Origin of the sequence: Rhodococcus shunpengi (assembly GCF_048381395.1) — a bacterium.
Classification (GTDB): Bacteria; Actinomycetota; Actinomycetes; order Mycobacteriales; family Mycobacteriaceae; genus Rhodococcus.
In genome coordinates, this window is sequence record NZ_JBLWIU010000031.1 from 87,615 (window position 1) to 110,555 (window position 22,941).

The following is a 22,941-nucleotide window of genomic DNA, read 5'->3' on the forward strand; positions in this document are numbered from 1 at the left end:
ATACATCGAGTTCCCATTCACCGTCCACGAACACAGCCCGACTCGTTCCACCCCCTGTCGAAGGAATCGCCTTGGACGTACAACTCACCGCCGCGCACTGGGTCTACCTGGCCGGCATCCTCGTCATCCTGGCCACCATGGCCCTGCGGAAGAACATCGTCGTTCCTGCAGTCGTCGCAACCTTCCTGACCGCACTGACGTTCTCCGGCAGCATCGTCACGGGACTGTCGGCCATCTTCAACGCGAGCCTCGTCGCGGCGAAGGAACTGTTCAACATCTTCCTCATCATCGCGATGGTCACGGCCATGCTCGGCGCGCTGCGCCAGCTCGGCGCCGACCGGATGATGGTCGCGCCGTTCCGGCGGGTCATGCGTGCGGGCACCAGCAGCTTCCTCGTCCTCGCCGCGGTCACCTACGTGATCTCCCTGTTCTTCTGGCCCACCCCGGCCGTGCCCCTCGTCGGCGCGGTGCTCATCCCCGTCGCGATCCGCGCGGGCATGTCCCCGCTGTCGGTGGGCATGGTCATCGCGATCTGCGGTCAGGGCATGGCACTGTCCTCGGATTACATCATCAAGGTGGCGCCCGGTATCTCCGCATCGGCGGCCGGCGTCGAGGCCGACGCCGTCGCGGACAAGGCCATGGTCCTGTCCCTGATCGTCGGCGGCACGGCTCTGCTGATCACCTACCTCGTGCAGAAGCGGCACTGGCGCGCGCCGTCCCCCGACCTCCTCGTCGAGTGGGAGGCCGCAGCCGACCGCGGCATCGGCGACACCCGTGGTGACGACTCCTCGGGTGGCGGGGGTGGCTCCCGTCCTCCGCGTCGGCCGGAACCGGCCGGTGGCCCCAGCGGCGGCGGAGAGCAGGCGGCGACGGCCACGGTGGTGCTCGTGGCGCCGTCCGACCCGATCGCCGACCCCGACGCCGAGGCGGAGAAGGAACGCCGCGGTACCGCGAAGGCGTTCGCGATGCTTGTGCCGCTCGCCTACCTCGCATTCATCGTCTACCTGATGCTGGGCAAGTTCACCGAGGTCGTGCCGCCGCTGCAGGGTGGTGACGCCGCCGCGATCGTGGGTGGGATCGCAGCGCTGATCCTCTTCGCTGCCGCAGCGTCGACCGACCGCGGAGGTTTCCTCGAGACCACCTCCGACCATCTCGTCGACGGCCTGGTCTTCGCCTTCAAGGCCATGGGCTGCGTCCTCCCGATCGCCGGCTTCTTCTTCATCGGCAATCCGGAGTTTGCGGGACCGATCCTCGGCATCTCCGCCGACGCCGCGGGCCCGGCGATCCTGTTCGACCTGGTAACCACGGTGCAGTCGCACCTCCCGCAGAACGCCTTCATCACGTCCTTCGGCATCCTGCTCATCGGCCTCGTCGCGGGGCTCGACGGGTCCGGATTCAGCGGGCTTCCCCTCACCGGTGCGCTGTCGGGTGCTCTCGGACCAGCCGTCGACGTCGACCCCTCGACGCTCGCGGCGATCGGTCAGATGGGTAACATCTGGGCCGGTGGCGGCGTCATCATCGCGTGGTCCTCGCTGGTCGCGGTGGCCGGTTTCGCCCGGGTGCCCGTGCTCGATCTCGCCCGCAAATGCTTCCTGCCGGTGATGGCGGGGCTGATCCTCTCGACCGTCTTCGCAGTCCTGGTGTTCTGACGACGGCGCGTGTTCCGACGAAGCGACCGGGTCCCTGCTTCAGGGGCCCGGTCGTTCCGGCAGGGTCAGGATCCGGTAGCCGAGTTCGTGGAGTCGGCGATGTTCGGTCCAGCGTTCCCGGGTCCACGCCGGCTCGGTGTGCGCGGCGATGACGGCCGCGGTGGTGGAGGCGTGCAGGTCGAACTCGAGGTCGCGGCGCAGTTCGGGCAGTTCGCGCGCGTCCGTCGACGCGGCGATCCTCGTGACGGCGTCGCGGACGCGGCCGTCGGCGAAGTCGAGGACACGGCGGTGGGCCCGGGGAAGTACGCCCCACAGCACCGCGAGCGCGACGAGGACGCCGACGACGGTTTCGAGGAACCGGTCGCGCGCGACCGTCACCAGATCGCCGGGGGCGCCCAACCCGCCGAGGACGACGACGAGCGGGGTGATGAAGACCATCGCCAGGCCGTAGTTCCGCACCAGGAACATCTCCGTGCCGGCCATCACCGCGGCCAGCACCACGACGAGGACGACCCCACCGGGATGGAAGGGCGTCAGGCAGGCCACCAGGACGAGCCCGAGCACGGTGCCGAGGAAGCGGTGCGCCGCCCGGTAGGAGCCGAGGATCCGATCCGGTCCCTGATGCAGGATCATCGCGGCCGTGATGACCGCCCAGTCGGGGCGTCCGACGCCCAGCGCGATGGCGATCGTCCCGGCGACAGGCCCCGCGACGAGCAGGCGCACGGCGATCGTCGCCGACCGGCTGCGCAGGTGCGCGGCGCGTGCGAGGCGGTACCGCACGGAGGGGCGTCGCAGCGGGGTCCGCAGTCGCAGATCGTCCTCGGGAACCGCCTCGTCCCGCGGGCGCTCGTCCAGTGTCTCCGCACATCGGAGGTGCGCCGCGCGCAGCGTCTGCTCCAGCGGATGCCCCGAATCGACGAGGCCGGCGTCGTGCAGGCACTGCCAGGCCGCGTGTAGATCGTGGACCGCGGCGCGGCGATTGCCGGGTGAGTTCTCCTCGAGGACCGCGTCGACGGCGGCGACCGCAGCGGCCACCGCGGTGCGTTCCGGAGTTCGCGGCCGGAACGGGGCGCCGGACAGGGAGACCACGACGGCCGTCCCCGCGCCGATCGCCGTCCAGGCAGAGACCGTCGGGACGGACACTCCCAGCGCGGGGAGAGCGGACGCGATCTCGAGGGACAACAACATCAGGAAGGCGCCGGGCGCACCCATCCGCAGCGCGTCGACGACGAAGGCGCACCCCGCGACGGTCGCGGTCATCGCCGCGACGACCAGCAGGTACCACCACGCCGACCCGCCCGTGGCCAGCTCGTGGTGGACGACCGAGCCTGCGAGGGCGCCGATCGTCGCCAGTGTCACGAGCACCGTCCCGATGACGGCAACCGCTCGGGCACGGACGCGATAGGGGCGTTGCTCGCCGTAGACGACGGCGAAGGCCCCGAGCGTGGCGATGGCGGAGACCGCGCCGGATCCGAGAGCGACGCCCACGAGACCGGGTACCGCGACCGTGGCGGCTGCGCGCGCGGCGCCGGGCCACCGGCGTCCCTGCCGGGGAACCGACAGCATCGCCGTCCGCAACGGGACGGGCGTGGGCAGCGGCAGGTCGACGACCCGATGATCTCCGCTCGCTTCCGCCACGTCGTATCACCTTAGGAACCGACGGGGCACTGCTCATCGTCGGCAGACGCGCATGAGGCGCAGGTCACTGGGCTGATCCGCCGCATTCTCCGACGGAATATTCGACCCGGAATTCCGCGGCGTTCGAATTGCGAACGTATCGAATTCGCCGGTGGAAAATGCGTCGACTCGCATGTTTCTCGTAAATGGGATAGAAGAGGGGAGCGCCTGTTTCGAAGTCGGGGGAAATTCGCCCGGCCCCGTGAAAGGACATTCCATGACACTCAATGTTGTGCTGTTGTTACTGGTACTGGCTGCGGCCTTCGCATCCGTCGCCGCTCTTCATTCGGCGGACGAGCGCCGCACCCGAAATCCTTGAGTGAATTCGGGGCGACGCGGATCCGGCAGCCCGGAAAATGTCCGCGTCGACATCCTCCGGTCGTAGGGGAGGTTGTGCGCGTTTTCGTCGGGAGAATCGCACACAACCTCCCCTCGGTTGTGGTAGGCACACGGTGCCTGTCCGGGAGAGCGCGAACTGTGATCCCGGAAGGTCGGGACAGCCGTCCCTTCCACCCGGGACACCGGGCACCGGATCGTTCCTTCCACGACGCGCAGGGCGTCGCACCGATCCGAAGGGACCCTCATGAACACTCTCGGCACCGAGACCGAACCCCTTGCGCCGATCGCGCCCGACCGTCGTGGCCCCGGTTCGCTCTGGGCGTGGACGGGTGCGGTCGCCGGACTCGCCGGCGTCGTGGGCATCCAGGCGAGCATGGCGATGGGCGCGGCGTACAACGAGCGCACCGCCGGCAACGCGATGGCGATCATGACCGAGTTCGCCGGGCAGCGCACGGCCATGCTCGTCATGCACCTGACGCTGATGGTGTCGACGACGCTGCTGCTCGTCTTCGCTGCCGGACTGCAGCGCCGGCTGCGCGCCGGCACTCCGGAGTTCAGCCTCGTGCCGACGGTCGCGGCCTTCGGCCTCGTGCTCACCTCGGTCGCGACCCTCATGGGCACCGGACTCGACACCGAGCTGCTGTTCGGTCTCGGCAACACCGATCGGATGGTGCCCGAGGTGGCGGTCTTCGCCTCGCACTGGATGGGCACCATCCCGTGGCTGTGGATCGGTGCCGGCGTGAGCGGTGTCGCGGTCGCGGTGGCGGCCCTGCGGCACCGCGCGGCGCCCCGGTGGATCGGTTGGGCGAGCATCGTTCTCGGTGGCCTGACACTGCTCCTCGGCATCTCCCCCCTGCAGTACATGGCGGGCTTCACCGGCCCGGTGTGGGTGCTGGTGGCCGGAGTCGGATTCGCCCTCGCGGACCGGCGTGCACGTTAGTGCCACTGCGAGCGGCCCAGCGGCGTATACCTGCCGCATCAAGGACACAGTGGTGCATACTCACCGCACCATGAAGGACGCAGTCGCGACGAACGGATCGGCGGGTACCGGGGCTCCGGTACCCGCCGCCGTCGTGGCCGTCGCCTCCTGGCTGCTCGCCGTCGCGGCCGTCGTCGTGTTCGTCGCGGCACGGCCCGCGCTCGATTCCGACCAGCTGTTCTTCCTCGTCGACATCGTCGGAGCCGCCGTCTACGGGACGGTCGCCGGCGTGGTCCTCGCCCGCCGGGTCCACGCCGTGCCGATCCTGTTGGCCGTCGCGTCGATCGGCGTCGGTGTGGCAGCGATGTCCTACAGCTGGACCCAGCTCGCCCTCGTCCGCCCCGAACTGCCCGTCGGATTCCTCGGTCCGCTGCAGAACACCACCTGGATCCCCGGGACACTCGCGTTGTTCCTGGTGGTGCCGTGGCTCGTCCGCGACCGTCGGGCCGATCCCGTGGTGCGCGCCGGGATCGGCGTCGGCGTCCTGACGATCGCCTGGTTCTTCTGGGCCCGCACCTTCACCGACATCGCCGACATCTGGTTCGTCGGACCCGTTGTGGCCGTGGGGTTCCTGACCGCCGGGCACGTCGAGTGGCGTCGCCGTCACGCCCCGGCGGGCGAACGATCCGGGACGGGATGGCTCGCGCTCGGCAGTGCTCTGATGACGGCCTCGTACATCCCCCTGGCGGTCCCGGACGTGCCGTGGATGCTCACACCGCTGCTCCACCTCGCGACGCAGGCCTTCTATCCCGTCGCGATCCTCGCAGTCGTTCTGCGCCAACGACTCTGGGGCATAGACCTCGCGGTCGGTCGCGCCGCGCTCGCCGGCAGTCTCACCGCCGTGCTCGTCACCTGCTATCTCGCGGTGACGGTCGCAGTGTCGCTGGTGCTTCCGAACGAATCTGTCTTCGCCCAGGCGGTCGCCGCCACCGCCGTCGCACTGGCCGTGCAACCCGCGCGGATGTGGCTCGACCGGAAGGTGCACCGCCTCGTCTACGGCGACGGCGTCGATCCGGCACGCGCCGTGCGGATCCTCGGGCGGCACTTCGCCGGTGCCGCTTCGCCCGACCTGCTGTTGGGCGAACTGGCCGCCGGCATCGGTACCGCACTGCGCCTCGAATCGGTCGAGGTGCGCCGCGGCGGCGACGTGATCGCACGCTGGGGGACCGCGACCGGACCCGTCGAGGAGGTGCCGGTCGGTGACGGCGACGCCACCCTCGCCGTCACCGCACCCCCGGGCGAATCGCTCGGGACACGCAGCAGGCGGGCGCTCACCGAACTCGCGACCGTCGTCGACGCCGGGCTCGTCGTCCTGCGGTCGGCCGAGGACCTCGAAGAAGCACGTCGCCGCCTCACCGAGGTGAGACTCGAGGAACGCCGCACCATCCGCCGCGAACTGCACGACGGCCTCGGCCCGTCGCTCGCCGGGGTGCGGCTCGGCCTGCAGGGCGCACGCAATCTCGTCACCACCGACCCGGACGCCGCGGCCGGACTCGTCGACGAACTGCTCCGCGAACTCGACCGGCAGGTCGACGGTGTGCGCGAACTGTCGCGCAGTCTGCTGCCCCCGGTCCTCGACGAACTCGGCCTCACCGCCGCACTCGACGAACTCGTGATCACCCACGCCCGCGCGGGATTCCGCGTCGACCTGCGGTCCGACCTCCCCGCCGGGATGTCCGGCCCGATCGCGTGGGCCGCCTACGGCATCGCCTCCGAGGCGATCATCAACGCACGACGGCATTCCGGTGCCGACGAGTGCACCGTGCGGGTCGCGGCGGAGGGCGACGTGCTGGTCCTCGACATCGTCGACGACGGACGAGGACTGACGGCCGACGTACGCGTCGGTGTGGGGACACAGAGCATGCGGGAACGGGCCCGGGAGGTCGGAGGAACAGTGGGTATCGAACCCGGCGACCCGCGCGGTGTCGTGGTGCGGGCCCGGCTACCCTGGTCCGAATCATGAGCGACAACGGAGCGATACGCGTTGCGGTCGTCGACGACCATCCCGTCTTCCGCCTCGGTATGGCGGCACTGCTCGGCACGCTCGAGGGGATCGACGTCGTGTGCCAGGCGAGTTCGGTGGGGGAGGCGCTCGAGGTCGTGACCGGCGATGTCGACGTCGTGCTCATGGACATCGAACTCGGCGACGGGTCGGGGATCGACGCGACCCGCAGCATCCTCCGGAAGTCGCCGGGCACCCGGATCCTGATGGTCACGATGTACGAGGACGAGGACATCCTCGTCGCGTCGATCCGTGCCGGTGCGTCGGGTTATCTCGTCAAGGGGGCCGATCCGTCGGGGGTCGAACGGGCGATCCGGGCCGTGGCCGACGGCGAGATGATCGTCGGTGCGGCGGTCGCGGCGAAAGCCCTTGCAGCGGTCGCGACCTCCCGCAACACATCGGCGGCCTTCCCGGATCTGACCGAACGGGAGCGGGAGATCCTCGACCTCGTGGCCCGCGGACTCGACAACGCCGCGATCTCCCGCCGGCTCGTGCTCAGCCAGAAGACGGTGCGCAACCACGTATCGAACATCCTCGGCAAGATCGGTGCGGCCGACCGGGCGAGCGCGATCGTCCGTGCGCGGGAAGCAGGCCTGGGCGTCGACTGATCTGCCGCTCAGGGAGTGACGGTCGTGACGAACGACATCCGATCGCCGCGGTAGAGCGACCGGCGATGCTCGATCGGGACGTCGTTCTCGTCGTAGGAGATCCGCTCGAGCAGCAGCATCGGTGTGCGGGTGTCGGCGTCGAGCAGCGCCGCCTCGCGCGCATCCGGCAGTGTGGTCTCGATCCGCTCGACCGCCCGCGCGAAGGTGATTCCGTAGGAACGGATCGCGGCGTACAGCGACGACGACGGATCCAGCGTGCGGCGCAGATCCGGAAAGCGGTGTGCGGGAAGGCGCGTGCGTTCGAGCCCGACATGCACTCCGTCGGTGAGCAGGACGCGTTCGAGTTCGAGGACGGGATCGCCGGGTTCGAGACCGAGGCGGCAGGCCAGTTCGTCGTCGGCGACGAGGTCGGTCCACGCGACGAGCACACGTCCGGCACTGCGCCCTTCGAGCAGGGCGGCCTCGGTGTAGGAACCGATGACGAGGGGCTGGACGATCTTGGGTCCGGCGACGACGGTGCTGCGCCCCCGCCTTTCGATGCGGCCGTCGACGAGCAGTTCTCGCAATGCCTGACGGACGGTTTCGCGGGCGACGTCGAATCGGGTGGCGAGATCGCGCTCGGAGGGGACCTGATCTCCCACACTGAGCTGGTCGAGAAGGCACTCGACCTGGCGGCGCACGACCTGGTGCTTGAGGGTGCGCGTTTCGCGAACGACGGTGGCCACACATCCAGCGTAACCGAATTCCGGTCTATACCAACTGTTCACCGGGCGTTCGCCGAACCATCCCCATATGGTCTAGACCATCCGCCACTGTCGTCCCCATGCGAATCCTGATCATCGGTGGCGGCATCCTCGGCACCGCACACGCCGACGCCGTCGTCCGTCGCGGACACGACGTCCTGCACCTCGAACGCGAACCGGAAGCGCGCGGCGCCACCGTGCGGAACTTCGGACTCGTCTGGGTCTCCGGCCGCACACGCGGCGAACTCGACGCCACCCTGCGGTCCCGCGAGCTGTGGGAGGACCTCGGCGCCCGCGTTCCCGACGTCGGTTTCCGAGCGAACGGTTCGCTGACGCTGCTGCGCACCGACGCCGAGGTCGCCGTCGCCGAGGAAGCGATCGCACGCGACGACGCGCAGCGACGGGGATTCGCCCTGCTCGATGCGGACGAGACGCGCCGCCGTAACCCCGCGCTACGCGGCAAGTTCCTCGCGGCACTGCACTGCAGCACCGACGCCACCGTCGAATCCCGCATCGCGCTCCCGGCGATCCGGCAACATCTCGCCACCTCGGGCCGCTACCGGTTCCTGCCGTCCACCGAGGCCCGGGACGTCTCCCGCACGCCCCACGGGACCGTGAAGGTGCGCGACGACCACGGCACCGTGCACGAGACCGACCTCGTTCTCGTCTGTCCCGGCGCGACACTCGGTGGCCTCGCCCGCGACCTCGCCGGCGACCTGCCGTTGCGCAGGGTCCGGCTGCAGATGATGCAGACCGCACCGCTCGGCGAAGACCTCACCACGTCGATCGCCGACGGCGACAGCCTGCGCTACTACCCGGGATTCGCCGGTACCGCCCTCGACGACCTCACCGCCTCCGAAGAGCAACGACCCGTCGCCGCACGGCATCGCATGCAGTTGCTGTGCGTCCAGCGCCTGCACGGCGGCCTCACCATCGGCGACACCCACGCCTACGACGAGCCGTTCGACTTCGACGTCGACGAAGAACCCTACGACCACCTCGTCGCAGTGACGGAGGAGTTCCTCGGCCGCCGACTGCCGCGCGTCGTCCGGCGCTGGGCCGGTGTGTACAGCCAGTGCATCGACCCCACGGCGCTCGTGCACCGCACGAAGGCCGACGAGGACGTGTGGGTCGTCGCCGGTCCGGGTGGCCGCGGTATGACCCTCGGCCCCTATCTCGGCGAGGAGACCGCCGACCTTCTCGGCCTCTGACATCCCGGAACGGGACGCCCCGAAACCCTTGGAGAAGAACATGACCATCCGACTCGCCGTGCTCGACATGGCCGGAACCACCGTCGCCGACGACGGACTCGTCGTTCGCGCATTCGACGAGGCGGCCACCGCCGTCGGCCTTCCCGCGAGCGGCCCGGACCGGGACGACGCACGCCGATACGTCCTCGACACCATGGGGCAGTCGAAGATCGTCGTATTCCGCGCACTGTTCGGCAGCGACGAACGTGCCCGGATCGCCAACGACGCCTTCGAACGCGCCTACGAACGATTCGTCGACCAGGGCGACGTCTCCGCCGTCCCCGGCGCCGAGAAGTCGATCACGCAGCTGCGTGAGGCCGGCGTGAAAGTCGTACTCACCACCGGATTCAGCCGATCCACCCAGGACAGGCTGCTCGATGCACTCGGCTGGCGCGACCTCGCCGACCTCGCTCTCACGCCCGCCGACGCCGGTCGCGGACGCCCCTACCCCGACATGATCCTCACCGCCCTGCTGCGCACCGGTACCGACGACGTCCGTGACGTCGCCGTCGTCGGGGACACGGCAGGAGACATCCTGTCCGGTCTGCGTGCCGGCGCCTCCGTCGTCGCCGGAACCCGCACCGGCGCCCACGACGAGGCGACGCTCCGCGAAGCCGGAGCCACACACGTTCTCGACTCGATCGCCGATCTGCCTGCTCTGCTCCTCGCTTGACCCCCGACGCCTGACCCCCGACACGAAGGACATCCCCCCATGCGTTCCCTGTCGTCCCGGCGCGCCGTTGCCTGTGCCGGTCTCGCCGCCGGACTCACCCTCGCCCTGACAGCCTGCGGTGGTTCGGATCCCGACGCGCTCACCGAACAAGGCTTCCCGGAAACCCTCACGCTCGGTGCGATTCCGGCCGAGAACTCGTCCGACCTGAAGGCGAGTTACGAACCGCTGCTGAAGATGCTCGAGGACGAGACCGGATCGACCGTCGAGTTCGTCCAGGCCTCCGATTACGCGGGCGTGGTCGAAGGCATGATCGCCGACAACGTCGATCTCGCCTTCTTCGGTCCCTTCGCGTACGTCGTCGCACAGCTCAACGGCGCCGACACCACCCCGCTCGGCGCCGTGGTGCAGGATCCGAGCGCCGAACCCGGTTACCGCTCCTACGGTCTGACGCAGTCCGGCAACTCCGGGATCGACAGTATCGAGGACTTCGCGGACAAGGACGTGTGCTTCGTCGATCCCGGTTCGACGTCCGGATTCCTGTACCCCTCGGCAGGACTCATCGAAGCGGGAGTCGTCGGATCGGGAACCGAGCAGGATCTCGTCGCCGGCCTGACCCCCGTCTACGCCGGCGGACACGACGCCTCCGCACTGGCGATCGCAGCGGGCGACTGCGACGCCGGCTTCGCGTTCGACACCATGGTCGACAAGACCATGATCGAGAGCGGCGACCTCCGGGAAGGCGAACTGAAGAAGGTCTGGGAATCCGAGACGATCGCCGGATCCCTGTTCGTCGGCGACAATTCCCTCGGCACCGAGGTCGTCGAACGACTCGCCGGCATCCTCACCGAGAAGGGCAACGCCGACTACCTGCGCGCACAGGGATACTGCGACGGCGAATGCCGCATCACCGACGAACGTGCCTGGGGTGTCGTGCCCGCGACCGACGCCGACTACGACGGGGTACGCCACGTCTGCGAGATCACCGGCTCCGAGAAGTGCAAGGGCTGACGATGAACATCGATCCCACCCACCAGGTCGCCGGCGACGATCTCGTTCTCTCCGCCCGCGGTGTCACCAAGGAATTCGGCACCACCACCGCGCTGTCCGGCGTCGATCTCGACGTCCACCGCAGCGAACTGGTCGTGCTGCTCGGCCTGTCCGGCTCGGGGAAGTCGACCTTCCTCCGGTGCCTGAACGGTCTGCACCCCGTCACCGAGGGCAGCATCGACGTCTCCGGGACGCGGGTCGATCTCGCGTCGCGCCGTGAACTGCGGTCGCTGCGCAGGAACGTCGGATTCGTCTTCCAGCAGTTCAATCTGGTCGGACGGCTCAGCTGCCTCGAGAACGTACTCATCGGCGGACTGGGCAGACTGTCGCTGCCCCGCTACGGGGCACTCACCTACCCGAAGGCCATGCGTGTCGAGGCGCGGGAGCATCTCGACCGGGTCGGTCTCGCCGACCTCGCGGACCGGCGCGCCGACACGCTTTCGGGAGGCCAGCAGCAGCGCGTCGCGATCGCGCGGACCCTCATGCAGCGGCCCACGGTCCTGCTCGCCGACGAACCCGTCGCCTCCCTCGACCCGGAGAACGCCGGCGTGGTCATGGACCTGCTGTTCCGGGTGTGCATGGAGGACAAGCTCACCGTCGTGTGCACTCTGCACCAGGTCGACCTCGCACTCGGGTGGGCACACCGCATCGTCGGTCTGCGCGACGGCCGCAAAGTGCTCGATCGCCCCGCGGTCGGTCTCTCGCGCGACGAGGCCATGGAGATCTACCGGCGCGTCGAGCCCGCCTCCGACCCGCTCGGAGCCGGGTCGGCATGAGCATCCTCGCCCCACCCCGCACCGAGCCGACTCCCCACGACGCCGGTCGCGGCCGCCGGCGGACGATCACCGCCGGGTGGGCGATCGTCGCGGTCGCCGTCCTGGCGTCGGCCGCGTATATCGACTTCGCGCCCGCGACCCTGCTCGACGGGCTCGATTCGACGGCCGGCCTGATCGAACGCATGCTGCCGCCGCGGCTCGACGATCCGGGCCGCATCGGTGTCCTCGCCCTCGAGACGCTGCTCATGGCGGTGCTCGGCACCGTCCTCGCGGCGGTCGCCTCGATTCCGCTCGCATTCCTCGCGGCACGCAACACGACACCGCATCCGGTGCTGTATCGCATCGCCCGCGCCGTCATCACGTTCTGCCGCGCCATGCCCGACCTGCTGTTCGCGGTCCTGTTCGTCCGCGCACTCGGAATCGGCGTGCTCCCCGGTGTTCTCGCGCTCGCGCTCCATTCGATCGGCATGCTCGGCAAGTTGTTCGCCGACGCGATCGAACAGACCGACGCCGGGCCGCGGGAAGCCGTGCGCAGCACCGGCGTCGGGTACGTCCGCGAGATGATCAACGCGGTTCTGCCGCAGGTCGTTCCGTCCTGGACCGCGAACTTCGTCTACCGCATCGACATCAACCTCCGAACCTCCGTCGTCCTCGGTTTCGTCGGTGCCGGCGGCATCGGGTTCGCGCTGCAGGACGCACTGCGCGGACTGGTCTATCCACGAGCGCTCGGAATCGTGTGCGTGATCCTGGTGATCATCGCCGCGATGGAGGTCGTCGCCATCCTCGTCCGGCGCGCCCTGCTCACCCCCTCCGCGAACGGTCCCGGACGCGAACGCGTCTCACGTATCGTCTTCTCGGCCACCGTCGTCGGAGCCACGGTACTCGCCCTGATCACCCTCCGTATCGACCCGCGCGAGCTGTTCACGTGGATCGGTCCGTCCCTCGAGGTCTTCACGCGTCTCGTGCCGCCGGACTTCGCCGCGGTGGGATGGGATCTCGCCGACGCGGTGCTGCAGACCCTCGCGATCGGTGCGGTCGCGACCGCCGTGGGCGCGGCGCTGTCACTGCCCTTCGGAATCCTGGCTGCGGGCAACGTGTCGCCGCATCCCACCGTATACGCATCCGCACGCGCCGTGATCCTCGTCGTGCGGGCCGTCCCCGAACTCGTCCTCGCGGTGATCTTCGTGGCCGCTATCGGACTCGGCCCCGTCGCCGGTGCATGCGCGCTCGCCGTCGGATCCGTCGGATTCCTCGGCAAACTCGTCGCCGACGCCGTCGAGGAGATCGACTCCGGTCCGCTCGACGCGGTCCGCGCCGTCGGTGGCGGATGGTGGAAGACCTTGTTCGCCGCGGTGATTCCCCAGGTGGTTCCGTCCGTCGTCGGTTCGACGCTGTACCTGCTCGACGTCAACATCCGCACCTCGACCGTTCTCGGTGTCGTCGGTGCGGGAGGCGTGGGATTCCTTCTCTTCGAAGCGGTCCGGACGCTGAATTTCGAATTCGCCGGTGCGATCGTGGTCATCGTGTTCGCCGTCGTGTACGTCATCGAAAGGGTGTCGGGATGGATCCGCTCGAAGGTCGTGTGAGCCGCACAGCGGTGTGGACGGGAGTGGACATCGAGATGCGAGAGGTACCGGTACCGGCCCTGCGTGACGGTGACGTGCTCGTCCGTGTCCGGCTCGCCACGGTGTGCGGGAGCGATCTGCACACCGTGTCCGGACGACGCTGCGGCCCGGCGCCGTCGGTTCTCGGACACGAAGGGGTCGGGGAGATCGTCGCGGTCGGCCCGCATGCCACCTCGGACGTGGGGGAGCGGGTCGTGTGGAGCGTGACGCGCGTGTGCCACGACTGCGACCGCTGCCGATCCGGGCGCACGGCCAAGTGCAGATCGGTGACGAAGGTCGGTCACGAACCGTTCACCGGGCCGTGGCCGTTGTCGGGAACGTACTCCGAGTACATCGTCCTGCCCGCGGGCACGGAACTCGTGCCCGTCCCGGACCTGCTGCCCGACGTCGTCGCAGCTCCCGCCGCGTGCGCGACCGCCACAGCCGCCGCGGTGATCGACGCGGCCGGCGACCTCGCAGGACGCCGGGTCGTGGTGTGCGGTGCCGGAATGCTCGGTGTCACGGCCGTGGCCATGTGTGCGGAGGCCGGTGCCGAGGTCGTGGTCCTCGACGTCGATCCCCGGCGCACCGCGTGTGCCGGACGATTCGGAGCGGTCGCCGACAACGGTGGTCCCGTGGACGTCGCCCTCGACTTCTCCGGGTCGTCGGAGGCGATCGCCTCGCTCGTACCGCGCCTGGACATCGGTGGCCGCGTCGTCCTCGCCGGGTCGGTGGCTCCCGCCGCCGCAGTCCCTGTCGATCCGGAGGCGATCGTGCGCGGCTGGCTCACCATCAGCGGGGTGCACAACTACGAACCCCGGCACCTGCACGAGGCCGTGGCGTTCCTGACCCGCACGGTCGCCGTCCACCCCTGGGCCGAGCTCGTCGACGCGCCCGTTCCCCTCGCTGCGCTGGGAGAAGTCCTGCACAGAGGACGCGGCCTGCGGGCAGCGGTGGCTCCGTAGAGGGTTTCCTGACGTTCGGTTCGGTCACGGACACCGATCGCTTCGGTCCTTACCGCCGAGGGCCGTCCGCTTCTACCGTGGGGGAGGTTGGGCACGGCGGCCCTCTGCAGGGCCGTGGGTGCCATCGCTCCGCAAGCACGGGAAGGAACCTGCGCACTGTGACCACCGAGGCATTCATCTATGAAGCCATCCGAACACCACGCGGCCGAGGCAAGAAGACGGGGTCGCTGCACTCCGTCAAGCCGATCTCCCTGGTTACGGGCCTGATCGACGAGCTGCGTGTTCGCTTCCCCGACCTCGACGAGAACCGCATCTCCGACCTGATCCTCGGTGTCGTCGGCCCCGTCGGCGACCAGGGTGCCGACATCGCCCGCACCGCGGTCACCATCGCGAACCTGCCGGTCACCACCGGCGGCGTCCAGATCAACCGCTTCTGCGCGTCGGGCCTCGAGGCCGTCAACATGGCTGCGCAGAAGGTCCGCTCGGGCTGGGACGAGCTCGTCCTCGCCGGTGGCGTCGAGTCGATGTCCCGCGTGCCCATGGGCTCCGACGGTGGCGCGTGGATGCTCGATCCCGCCACCAACTACGACAGCTACCTCGTTCCCCAGGGCATCTCCGCCGACCTCATCGCGACCATCGAGGGCTTCACCCGCGAGGACGTCGACGCCTACGCACTGCGTTCGCAGCAGCTCGCGGCGGCAGCCTGGTCCGGCGGTTACTTCTCCAAGTCGGTCGTCCCGGTCAAGGACCAGAACGGTCTGACCATCCTCGATCACGACGAGCACATGCGCCCCGACACCACCCTCGAGGGTCTGGCCAAGCTGCAGCCGTCGTTCGCGACCATCGGTGAGATGGGCGGTTTCGACGCCGTGGCGCAGCAGAAGTACCACTTCGTCGAGAAGATCGACCACGTCCACCACGGCGGCAACAGCTCGGGCATCGTCGACGGCGCGGCACTCGTGCTCGTCGGTTCCGAGCAGGCCGGCAAGGACCTCGGTCTGACCCCGCGTGCCCGCGTCGTCGCCACGGCCACCTCCGGTGCCGACTCGACGATCATGCTCACCGGCCCCACGCCGGCCGCGCACAAGGTTCTCGCCGCGGCGGGCCTGACGGTCGACGACATCGACCTGTTCGAGATCAACGAGGCCTTCGCCTCCGTTGTCCTGAAGTTCCAGAAGGACCTGAACATCCCGGACGAGAAGCTCAACGTCAACGGCGGCGCCATCGCGATGGGCCACCCGCTCGGCGCCACCGGCGCCATGATCACCGGCACCATGATCGACGAGCTCGAGCGCCGCGGAGCCAAGCGCGCCCTCGTCACCCTGTGCATCGGTGGCGGCATGGGTGTGGCCACCATCATCGAGCGCGTCTGACACCGGAAGGAATTCGAACAACAGTGAGCGACAACATGATTTCCTGGGAGAAGGACGCCGACGGCATCGTCGTGCTGACCCTCGACGACCCCAACCAGGGCGCCAACACGATGAACGAGCTGTACAAGGCGTCGATGAAGGCCACCGTCGACCGCCTGTACGAGGAGCAGGACTCCATCACCGGTGTGGTGATCACCTCCGCGAAGAAGACCTTCTTCGCCGGCGGCGACCTGCGCAACATCATCGCGATCGGCCCCGACGACGCGCAGGCCGCGTTCGACGAGGTCCAGGGCATCAAGGCCGACCTGCGTCGCCTCGAGACCCTCGGTAAGCCCGTCGTCGCCGCCATCAACGGCGCGGCTCTCGGTGGCGGTCTCGAGATCGCTCTCGCGACGCACCACCGCATCGCCGCCGACGTCAAGGGCGTCCAGATCGGTTTGCCCGAGGCCAGCCTCGGCCTGCTCCCCGGTGGCGGTGGTATCACCCGCACCGTGCGCCTGCTCGGCATCCAGACCGCTCTGCTCTCGGTTCTGCTGCAGGGCAACAAGTACAACGCTGTCAAGGCCAAGGAGATCGGCCTGGTCCACGACGTCGTGGGCAGCGTCGAGGAGCTCGTCCCGGCCGCCAAGGAATGGATCAAGGCCAACCCCGAGGGCGGCGTCCAGCCGTGGGATGTCAAGGGCTACAAGATCCCCGGTGGCACCCCGTCCAGCCCGGCCTTCGCCGCGAACCTCCCGGCCTTCCCCGCGAACCTGCGCAAGCAGATCAAGGGCGCCCCGATGCCGGCTCCGCGCGCCATCATGGCCGCCGCCGTCGAGGGCTCCCAGGTCGACTTCGACAACGCCTCGACCATCGAGTCGCGGTACTTCGTCGAGCTCGCCACCGGCCAGGTCGCGAAGAACATGATCCAGGCGTTCTTCTTCGACATGCAGTCCATCAACTCGGGCGCTTCGCGTCCGAAGGACGTGCCGAAGCGTGAGATCAAGAAGGTCGGCGTTCTCGGCGCCGGCATGATGGGCGCGGGCATCGCGTACGTCTCCGCCAAGGCCGGTTTCGAGGTCGTCCTCAAGGACGTCACCCTCGAGGCCGCCGAGCGTGGCAAGAACTACTCGGAGAAGATCGAGGCCAAGGCCCTCTCGCGTGGCAAGACCACCGAGGAGAAGTCGAAGGCTCTGCTCGACCGCATCAAGCCGACGGCCGACGCCGCCGACTTCGCGGGCGTCGACTTCGTCATCGAGGCAGTCTTCGAGAACACCGAGCTCAAGCACAAGGTGTTCCAGGAGATCGAGGACATCGTCGATCCCGACGCGCTGCTCGGTTCGAACACCTCGACGCTGCCCATCACCGGTCTCGCGACCGGCGTCAAGCGTCCCGAGGACTTCATCGGTATCCACTTCTTCTCGCCGGTCGACAAGATGCCGCTGGTCGAGATCATCAAGGGTGAGAAGACCTCCGACGAGGCTCTGGCCCGCGTGTTCGACTACACGCTCGCGATCCGCAAGACCCCGATCGTCGTCAACGACAGTCGCGGCTTCTTCACCTCGCGCGTGATCGGCACGTTCGTCAACGAGGCCATCGCCATGCTCGGCGAGGGCATCGAGCCCGCGACCATCGAGCAGGCCGGTTCGCAGGCGGGCTACCCGGCTCCGCCGCTGCAGCTGACCGACGAGCTGAACATGAAGCTCATGCAGAAGATCGCGAAGGAGACCGAGGAGGCCGCCAAGCAGGGCGACACCAAGCTCGGCACCACGCGGCATCCCGCACTCGACGTCGTCGACTGGATGATCGAGCAGGGCCGTCCGGGCCGCCTCGAGAAGGCCGGTTTCTACGAGTACGACGAGAACGGCAAGCGCCTGGGCATCTGGCAGGGCGTGCGCGATCACTACAAGACCGAGGCGACGCTCGATGTGCCGCTGCAGGATCTGATCGACCGCATGCTCTTCGCCGAGGCGATCGAGACCCAGAAGTGCTTCGACGAGGGTGTTCTCGAGACCACCGCCGACGCCAACATCGGCTCGATCCTCGGCATCGGCTTCCCGGCCTGGACCGGTGGTGTCGCTCAGTACATCGTCGGCTACCCGGGTGGCAAGGAAGGCTTCGTCAAGCGCGCCGAGGAACTCGCCGCCAAGTACGGCGAGCGCTTCAACCCGCCGGCGTCGCTGCGCAGCTGACGCACACGACGGTTGCACGGAAGGGCTCCCGACGCCACGGCGTCGGGAGCCCTTCCCGTTCGTAGGTGACCAGGCTCGTAGGTGACTAGGCGACCCACCAGGGGCGCAGCGGCGTCTGCGGCCTCTTGTCGTCGCCGAGCTTGACCGCGAGCACCTGGTGCAGCTGCACCACGTTGCGTTCGAAGCCGAGGCGCGAGCCGGCCATGTACAGGCCCCACAGGCGGGCCGTGCCCTCACCGACCTCGGCGACGCAGGCCTCCCAGTGCTTCTCGAGATACTCGCACCAGCCCTTCAGTGTCAGGGCGTAGTGCTCGCGCAGGTTCTCCTCGTGCATCACCTCGAAGCCGACGTTCTGCGCCTCGGTGATGATGCGCCCCGAACCGGTGAGCTCCCCGTCGGGGAAGACGTACCGGTCGATGAACCCGCCGGCCTTGGCGCGGGTGTTGTTGGTCGGCCGGGTGATGCAGTGGTTGAGCAGCAGACCGCCCACCCGCAGCTTGCTGTGGAGGAACCGGAAGTAGGCCGGGTAGTTGGCGACACCGATGTGCTCGGTCAGGCCGATCGACGAGATGGCGTCGAATCCTTCCTCGGGCACGTCGCGGTAGTCGGAGTGCCGGACCTCCGCCAGGTCGCTCAGGCCCTCCTCGACGATGGCCCTCTGTGCCCACTCGGCCTGCTCCTTGGAGAGCGTCACGCCGAGGGTCTTCACACCGCGCCGAGCGGCGTAACGCACCATTCCGCCCCAGCCGCAACCGATGTCGAGCAGGCGGTCGCCCGGCTTCAGCCGCAGCTTCTCGAAGACCAGACGGTACTTGTTCTCCTGGGCCTCCTCGAGGCTCTGATTCTCGGATTCGAAGACGGCGCAGGTGTACGTCATCGAGGGCCCGAGGACGTACTCGTAGAACTCGTTGGACACGTCGTAGTGGTGATGGATGACCTCGGCGTCGCGCGACTTCGAGTGCCGCAGGCCCTCGGCGATGCGGCGCCAGCGCGGCAGGTGCTCCTGCGGCGGCGGTGCGATCGGCTTGAGCAGTTCGGTGCCGAGCGACCGGGCGATCTGCGCGAGGATACGTGCCGGGGGGCGCTCGAAGTGCAGGTCGCCGAGCGAGGCGAGCAACTCGTAGGGGTTGCCGGGATGCACTCCCTTCGCCTGGAGATCGCCCGAGATGTACGCCCGCGCCATGCCCAGATCGCCGGGGGCCGTGGCGATGTACGTCGCGCCCTTGGGCGATGCGAGATGCAGACCGTAGGGGGAATCCTCGGGACCGGCCGCCGATCCGTCGTAGGCCGTGAAGCGCAGCGGCATGTCGCCGCCGGTCACGATCTCCACGATCCGGGCGAGTGCGAGCTTGTCCTCGGTGGACCGATCGTTCTCGGTCTTGAATATGGTCACTTTCGTTGCACCGCCTTCGAAAAGAGGTCCAGTAGACGGGACCGAGGGTCGTATTTCCGCTTGAGAGCGGGGTATTCACCACCGCCGTAATAAAGTTTCTCGAACTCGTCCTTCGAGTAGTAGGAGTCCGAGTAGAGCGATTTGTGCCCGTCGAGTTCGGCGACCTTCTTCTCGATCAACCGGTTGGCGGCGCCCTCCTCGGCGCCGGGCACGATGGGAACGGACGACCAGAACCCGACGTTCACATAGGCGCGCTTCGGCTCGAGCGGGTACAGCGGCCAGGGACGCTGGGCGTCCGAGGTGCTCGGACGACCGGCGTCCGGGGACGACTCGATGTCGCGCAATTTCAAGGGGCACAACCAGATCGGCTCGATGGGAATCTCGTCGAGGAACCACTCGACGAACTCCTGCGTGCGTTCGAGCGGGACCTCGATGTCCTGCACGACGCGTTCGCGGGGCGGATTGCCCTTGCGTGCCTCGATCCGGTCGGCCACCGAGTACTTGTGGTCGAGCGCGATGAGCTTCCAGTAGAAACTGCTGCGCAGCAACTGCCTCGGCCACAGCCGGCGGATCTTCGGGTTCTGGGCACCGAAAGCTCGTGAGCACCAGAACCAGTCGGTGTCCCACCGCCACAGATAGTCGCGGATCGTGAGCCGATCCTTCTTGGGGCGGTTGACGGAGACGTGCTGGATCGACCGGTAGTAGATGTCCTGCCCGGTGTAATCGCTGACAGGGCCCGGCTCGTCGGTCTGCGTGCCGAGCGTCAGGTAGCTCTCGGTCGCGGAGAAGACGACGCCGTCGAGGTAGTCGACCGGCGTGCCGTCCCAGGTCCGCTCGTCGACGATCCGCGCGAGAGCGGACTGCAGATCGGCGATCGTGTCGAAACGCAGGTGACGCAGCGCGACGAAACGCTTCACCGGTTCGAGTTCGATGCGCAGGCGCGTGGCGTACCCGAGCGAACCGTACGAGTTGGGGAAGCCGTGGAACAGGTCGGCGTGCTCACCCTCGGGACGGGCCGTGACGATCTCGCCGGACCCGGTGAGGATGTCCATCTCGAGCACCGACTCGTGGGGGAGACCGTTGCGGAAGGACGTGGACTCGATGCCGAGCCCGGTGACGGCACCGCCGAGTGTGATCGTCTTCAGCTGCGGGACGACCAACGGTGCGAGGCCGTAGGGCAGGGTCGCGTCGACGAGGTCCTCGTAGGTGCACATGCCGGCGACGTCGGCGGTGCGGGCCTGCGGGTCGACGGAGATGACACCGCCGAGACCGGAGACGTCGAGCCCCGGCGCGTTCACCGCGGCGCGGGCTCGGAAGAGGTTCGACGTCTTCTTCGCGAGTCGCACGGGCGCGTCGGCCGGAATCGCGCTGTACGAGCGCAGCAGGCGATCTACACCCTGGCGGTGTACCGCCTCCCCGTACGGGACCTTCACACCTGACGATCTCGGCATCTGCATTCGACTCCTTCGGAGCGGCGCATCAGTAGGCACGTCCACAATAGACCCGGCGGTCGCATCCGTCCCGGAACGCGCAGGGCAGGATGGATGCTGTCGTCACAGGCACATTCGAGCCCGCATCAGCAGGGAAGAAGCAGAAGGAGTCGTTCATGGCACAGGTCAGCGCAAGCAGTTCGATCCAGTTGGCGGCAGCTCCCGAGGCGGTGCTCACCGCCCTGGCCGACTACGAGACCGTGCGCCCGCGCATCCTCACCGAGCACTACCGCGACTACCGCGTGATCTCCGGCGGCCGCGGCGACGGCACCGTCGTGCACTGGATCCTCCAGGCCACGGAGAAGCGTCAGCGCGACGTGCAGGCCACCGTGTCGGTGAAGGGCAGTACCGTCACGGAGACGGATGCCAACTCCTCGCTCGTGACGACCTACAGCGTCGTGCCGAACGGGACGGGTTCGACGGTCGTGGTGCTCACGCAGTGGCAGGGCGCCGGTGGCGTCAAGGGTTTCTTCGAGAAGACGTTCGCGCCGCTCGGCCTGAAGAAGATCCAGCAGCAGGTGCTCGAGAACCTGAAGAAGGAAGTCGACTGAGCCCGGTTCCGTCGACCTCGGCGTCTGTGCCGACCCCGATGCGCGGCGACTAGGCTGGCATCACAAACGTGCAGAAAGGACGTGCCGTGCAACCCGGTGGTGGAATGCCCGACATGCAGCAACTCCTCGCTCAGGCCCAGCAGATGCAGCAGCAGCTCGTCGCTGCGCAGAACGAGATGGCGCAGGCAGAGGTCACCGGCCAGGCCGGCGGTGGCCTCGTGACGGCGACGGTGAAGGGCACGGGCGAGGTCGTGTCCGTGAAGATCGATCCGAAGGTCGTCGACCCCGAGGACGTCGAGACCCTGCAGGATCTCGTGGTCGGTGCGATCGCCGACGCCTCGGCGAAGGCTCAGGAGATCGCGGCCGAGAAGCTCGGTCCGCTCGCGGGTGGGCTCGGCGGCGGAATCCCCGGCCTGCCCGGTTTCTAGAGGTCGGCGTTGTACGAAGGACCGGTACAGGACCTCATCGACGAGCTGGGCAAACTTCCGGGCGTCGGCCCGAAGAGTGCCCAGCGCATCGCGTTCCACCTGCTCTCGGTCGAGCCGCCCGAGATCGACCGCCTGCAGGCGGCGCTGCAGCGGATCCGCGACGGCGTGCAGTTCTGCGAGGTCTGCGGAACGGTCTCCGACCAGCAGCGTTGCCGCATCTGCTCCGATCCTCGCCGCGACCGCACAGTGATCTGCGTGGTCGAGGAACCGAAGGACGTGCAGGCGATCGAACGCACCCGTGAGTTCCGGGGGCGCTATCACGTCCTCGGTGGTGCGCTCGACCCGCTCAACGGCGTCGGCCCCGACCAGCTGCACATCCGCGAACTGCTCACCCGCATCGGCAATCAGGAGGACGGCGTCGACGTCTCCGAGGTGATCATCGCGACCGACCCCAACACGGAGGGCGAGGCGACGGCCACCTATCTGGTGCGCATGCTGCGCGACTTCCCGGGGCTGAGCGTCACCCGTCTGGCCTCGGGTCTGCCGATGGGTGGCGATCTCGAGTTCGCCGACGAGCTGACGCTCGGACGGGCGTTGTCGGGGAGGCGGGCGATGTGACCGTGCGCAGCACGGAGGCATCGCACCGGGGTGAGCCGGAGAAGCGTCGCCGGACTTCCGACGAGACCAGGAAGTTGATCATCGACGCTGCGGGGAAGGCGTTCGCGACGCGCCCCTACCGCGACATCACGCTCAAGGACATCGCGGAGGAAGCGGGAGTCAGCGCACCGCTGATCATCAAGTACTTCGGCTCGAAGGAGCAGTTGTACGAGGAGCTCGTCGACTTCCAGTACGGCGCGCAGGTGCTGTTCGACGGACCGCTCGAGAGCCTGGGGGAGCGGATGGTCGCGATGCTCGCCCGCCCGCTCGAGCCCTACAAGCCGTTGTCGATGAACATCCTGTTCATGAGCGGGGGCAGCGAGGAGAGCAACCGCATGCTCCGCGACAACTACTCCGCGCAGATGGTCGACGCGCTCGCCGCGCGGCTACCGGGGCCGGATGCCCGTCTCCGGGCCGAGCTGGCGATGTCGGCGGTGATGGGGTTGGCGATCATGCGGCGCCGCATGATGCAGGAGCGCGCGACCGGCACGGTCGAGGAAGTCGTGGCCATGTACGCGCCGCTGGTCCAGCGGTTGCTCGACGGAGACGGTTCTTAGCAGCACGAA

Annotated in this window: 20 protein-coding genes; 16 read left to right on the forward strand and 4 right to left on the reverse strand. The window is 68.4% G+C overall.

Features of this window, described 5'->3' with window-relative positions:
* The first annotated feature begins 71 nt into the window (after nucleotides 1–71).
* Complete coding sequence (locus tag ACNJ7K_RS17990; protein WP_487042023.1) at nucleotides 72–1,649, forward strand: hypothetical protein; 1,578 nt, start codon at nucleotides 72–74, stop codon at nucleotides 1,647–1,649.
* A gap of 39 nt (nucleotides 1,650–1,688) precedes the next feature.
* Here the strand turns inward: ACNJ7K_RS17990 and ACNJ7K_RS17995 are convergent, their stop codons facing one another.
* Nucleotides 1,689–3,287 carry an FUSC family protein gene (locus ACNJ7K_RS17995; RefSeq protein ID WP_258260795.1) on the reverse strand — a complete coding sequence of 533 codons (1,599 nt, stop codon included), beginning with the start codon at nucleotides 3,285–3,287 and terminating at the stop codon, nucleotides 1,689–1,691.
* 622 nt (nucleotides 3,288–3,909) lie between these two features.
* Here ACNJ7K_RS17995 and ACNJ7K_RS18000 point away from each other — a divergent pair.
* The 3 genes from ACNJ7K_RS18000 (at nucleotide 3,910) to ACNJ7K_RS18010 (ending at nucleotide 7,254) form a co-directional block, all read left to right on the forward strand.
* A complete protein-coding gene (locus ACNJ7K_RS18000; protein WP_455409436.1) occupies nucleotides 3,910–4,605 on the forward strand; it encodes a hypothetical protein in 696 nt (231 codons plus the stop codon).
* Nucleotides 4,606–4,675: 70 nt separating this feature from the next.
* Nucleotides 4,676–6,607 (forward strand): sensor histidine kinase, encoded by a 1,932-nt coding sequence (locus tag ACNJ7K_RS18005; RefSeq protein WP_487042024.1) that lies wholly within the window; start codon nucleotides 4,676–4,678, stop codon nucleotides 6,605–6,607.
* Complete coding sequence (locus ACNJ7K_RS18010) at nucleotides 6,604–7,254, forward strand: response regulator (protein WP_487042025.1); 651 nt, start codon at nucleotides 6,604–6,606, stop codon at nucleotides 7,252–7,254. The genes ACNJ7K_RS18005 and ACNJ7K_RS18010 overlap by 4 nt, the downstream gene beginning before the upstream one ends.
* An 8-nt stretch (nucleotides 7,255–7,262) precedes the next feature.
* On the opposite strand, the gene ACNJ7K_RS18015 is transcribed toward ACNJ7K_RS18010, so the two are convergent.
* On the reverse strand, nucleotides 7,263–7,979 hold the full coding sequence (locus tag ACNJ7K_RS18015; RefSeq protein ID WP_230792108.1) for a GntR family transcriptional regulator: 717 nt from the start codon (nucleotides 7,977–7,979) through the stop codon (nucleotides 7,263–7,265).
* Between the two features lie 98 nt (nucleotides 7,980–8,077).
* Here ACNJ7K_RS18015 and ACNJ7K_RS18020 point away from each other — a divergent pair, with 98 nt between their 5' ends.
* The 8 genes from ACNJ7K_RS18020 to ACNJ7K_RS18055 all read left to right on the forward strand — a co-directional run bounded on the left by ACNJ7K_RS18020 (nucleotide 8,078) and on the right by ACNJ7K_RS18055 (nucleotide 17,856).
* Nucleotides 8,078–9,208: a TIGR03364 family FAD-dependent oxidoreductase gene (locus tag ACNJ7K_RS18020; protein ID WP_230792109.1), complete on the forward strand. Its 1,131-nt coding sequence runs from the start codon at nucleotides 8,078–8,080 to the stop codon at nucleotides 9,206–9,208.
* 40 nt (nucleotides 9,209–9,248) lie between these two features.
* Nucleotides 9,249–9,920, forward strand: coding sequence for a phosphonatase-like hydrolase (locus ACNJ7K_RS18025; RefSeq protein ID WP_230792110.1), 672 nt, complete (start codon nucleotides 9,249–9,251; stop codon nucleotides 9,918–9,920).
* A 39-nt stretch (nucleotides 9,921–9,959) separates the two neighbouring features.
* Nucleotides 9,960–10,928: a phosphate/phosphite/phosphonate ABC transporter substrate-binding protein gene (locus tag ACNJ7K_RS18030; protein WP_159416913.1), complete on the forward strand. Its 969-nt coding sequence runs from the start codon at nucleotides 9,960–9,962 to the stop codon at nucleotides 10,926–10,928.
* Between the two features lie 2 nt (nucleotides 10,929–10,930).
* Complete coding sequence (gene phnC / locus ACNJ7K_RS18035) at nucleotides 10,931–11,743, forward strand: phosphonate ABC transporter ATP-binding protein (protein ID WP_120281174.1); 813 nt, start codon at nucleotides 10,931–10,933, stop codon at nucleotides 11,741–11,743.
* Nucleotides 11,740–13,329 (forward strand): phosphonate ABC transporter, permease protein PhnE, encoded by a 1,590-nt coding sequence (gene phnE, locus ACNJ7K_RS18040; protein WP_159416912.1) that lies wholly within the window; start codon nucleotides 11,740–11,742, stop codon nucleotides 13,327–13,329. Before phnC ends, phnE begins: the two co-directional genes overlap by 4 nt.
* Nucleotides 13,305–14,312, forward strand: a complete 1,008-nt coding sequence (locus ACNJ7K_RS18045) for a zinc-binding dehydrogenase (RefSeq protein ID WP_487042026.1) — start codon at nucleotides 13,305–13,307, stop codon at nucleotides 14,310–14,312. Before phnE ends, ACNJ7K_RS18045 begins: the two co-directional genes overlap by 25 nt.
* Nucleotides 14,313–14,470: 158 nt before the next feature.
* The gene (locus ACNJ7K_RS18050) at nucleotides 14,471–15,685 is read left to right on the forward strand and encodes an acetyl-CoA C-acetyltransferase (protein WP_120281177.1); all 1,215 of its coding nucleotides are present in this window, start codon (nucleotides 14,471–14,473) and stop codon (nucleotides 15,683–15,685) included.
* A gap of 23 nt (nucleotides 15,686–15,708) precedes the next feature.
* Nucleotides 15,709–17,856 (forward strand): 3-hydroxyacyl-CoA dehydrogenase NAD-binding domain-containing protein, encoded by a 2,148-nt coding sequence (locus tag ACNJ7K_RS18055; protein WP_159416910.1) that lies wholly within the window; start codon nucleotides 15,709–15,711, stop codon nucleotides 17,854–17,856.
* An 85-nt stretch (nucleotides 17,857–17,941) separates the two neighbouring features.
* Here ACNJ7K_RS18055 and ACNJ7K_RS18060 read toward each other — a convergent pair whose 3' ends face one another.
* Both ACNJ7K_RS18060 and ACNJ7K_RS18065 read right to left on the reverse strand, forming a co-directional pair.
* A complete protein-coding gene (locus tag ACNJ7K_RS18060; protein WP_159416909.1) occupies nucleotides 17,942–19,249 on the reverse strand; it encodes a class I SAM-dependent methyltransferase in 1,308 nt (435 codons plus the stop codon).
* Nucleotides 19,246–20,706: an FAD-binding oxidoreductase gene (locus ACNJ7K_RS18065; RefSeq protein WP_230792113.1), complete on the reverse strand. Its 1,461-nt coding sequence runs from the start codon at nucleotides 20,704–20,706 to the stop codon at nucleotides 19,246–19,248. Before ACNJ7K_RS18065 ends, ACNJ7K_RS18060 begins: the two co-directional genes overlap by 4 nt.
* A 149-nt stretch (nucleotides 20,707–20,855) precedes the next feature.
* On the opposite strand from ACNJ7K_RS18065, the gene ACNJ7K_RS18070 reads away from it, so the two are divergent.
* From ACNJ7K_RS18070 to ACNJ7K_RS18085, 4 genes are all read left to right on the forward strand, one after another.
* Nucleotides 20,856–21,290 carry an SRPBCC family protein gene (locus tag ACNJ7K_RS18070; protein ID WP_120283886.1) on the forward strand — a complete coding sequence of 145 codons (435 nt, stop codon included), beginning with the start codon at nucleotides 20,856–20,858 and terminating at the stop codon, nucleotides 21,288–21,290.
* Between the two features lie 104 nt (nucleotides 21,291–21,394).
* Nucleotides 21,395–21,718: a YbaB/EbfC family nucleoid-associated protein gene (locus ACNJ7K_RS18075; protein ID WP_019290262.1), complete on the forward strand. Its 324-nt coding sequence runs from the start codon at nucleotides 21,395–21,397 to the stop codon at nucleotides 21,716–21,718.
* 9 nt (nucleotides 21,719–21,727) lie between these two features.
* A complete protein-coding gene (gene recR / locus ACNJ7K_RS18080; protein ID WP_016693177.1) occupies nucleotides 21,728–22,336 on the forward strand; it encodes a recombination mediator RecR in 609 nt (202 codons plus the stop codon).
* Nucleotides 22,333–22,932 carry a TetR/AcrR family transcriptional regulator gene (locus ACNJ7K_RS18085; RefSeq protein ID WP_060653917.1) on the forward strand — a complete coding sequence of 200 codons (600 nt, stop codon included), beginning with the start codon at nucleotides 22,333–22,335 and terminating at the stop codon, nucleotides 22,930–22,932. The genes recR and ACNJ7K_RS18085 overlap by 4 nt, the downstream gene beginning before the upstream one ends.
* The last annotated feature ends 9 nt before the right edge of the window (nucleotides 22,933–22,941 follow it).

Excerpts from the sequence above, each read along its gene's own strand:
- ACNJ7K_RS18000 (WP_455409436.1), top strand. The coding sequence starts at position 3,910 with ATGAACACTCTCGGCACCGAGACCGAACCCCTTGCGCCGATCGCGCCC.
- ACNJ7K_RS18005 (WP_487042024.1), top strand. The coding sequence starts at position 4,676 with ATGAAGGACGCAGTCGCGACGAACGGATCGGCGGGTACCGGGGCTCCG.
- ACNJ7K_RS18010 (WP_487042025.1), top strand. The coding sequence starts at position 6,604 with ATGAGCGACAACGGAGCGATACGCGTTGCGGTCGTCGACGACCATCCC.
- ACNJ7K_RS18020 (WP_230792109.1), top strand. The coding sequence starts at position 8,078 with ATGCGAATCCTGATCATCGGTGGCGGCATCCTCGGCACCGCACACGCC.
- ACNJ7K_RS18025 (WP_230792110.1), top strand. The coding sequence starts at position 9,249 with ATGACCATCCGACTCGCCGTGCTCGACATGGCCGGAACCACCGTCGCC.
- ACNJ7K_RS18030 (WP_159416913.1), top strand. The coding sequence starts at position 9,960 with ATGCGTTCCCTGTCGTCCCGGCGCGCCGTTGCCTGTGCCGGTCTCGCC.
- phnC (WP_120281174.1), top strand. The coding sequence starts at position 10,931 with ATGAACATCGATCCCACCCACCAGGTCGCCGGCGACGATCTCGTTCTC.
- phnE (WP_159416912.1), top strand. The coding sequence starts at position 11,740 with ATGAGCATCCTCGCCCCACCCCGCACCGAGCCGACTCCCCACGACGCC.
- ACNJ7K_RS18045 (WP_487042026.1), top strand. The coding sequence starts at position 13,305 with ATGGATCCGCTCGAAGGTCGTGTGAGCCGCACAGCGGTGTGGACGGGA.
- ACNJ7K_RS18065 (WP_230792113.1), bottom strand. The coding sequence starts at position 20,706 with ATGCAGATGCCGAGATCGTCAGGTGTGAAGGTCCCGTACGGGGAGGCG.
- ACNJ7K_RS18070 (WP_120283886.1), top strand. The coding sequence starts at position 20,856 with ATGGCACAGGTCAGCGCAAGCAGTTCGATCCAGTTGGCGGCAGCTCCC.
- ACNJ7K_RS18075 (WP_019290262.1), top strand. The coding sequence starts at position 21,395 with ATGCCCGACATGCAGCAACTCCTCGCTCAGGCCCAGCAGATGCAGCAG.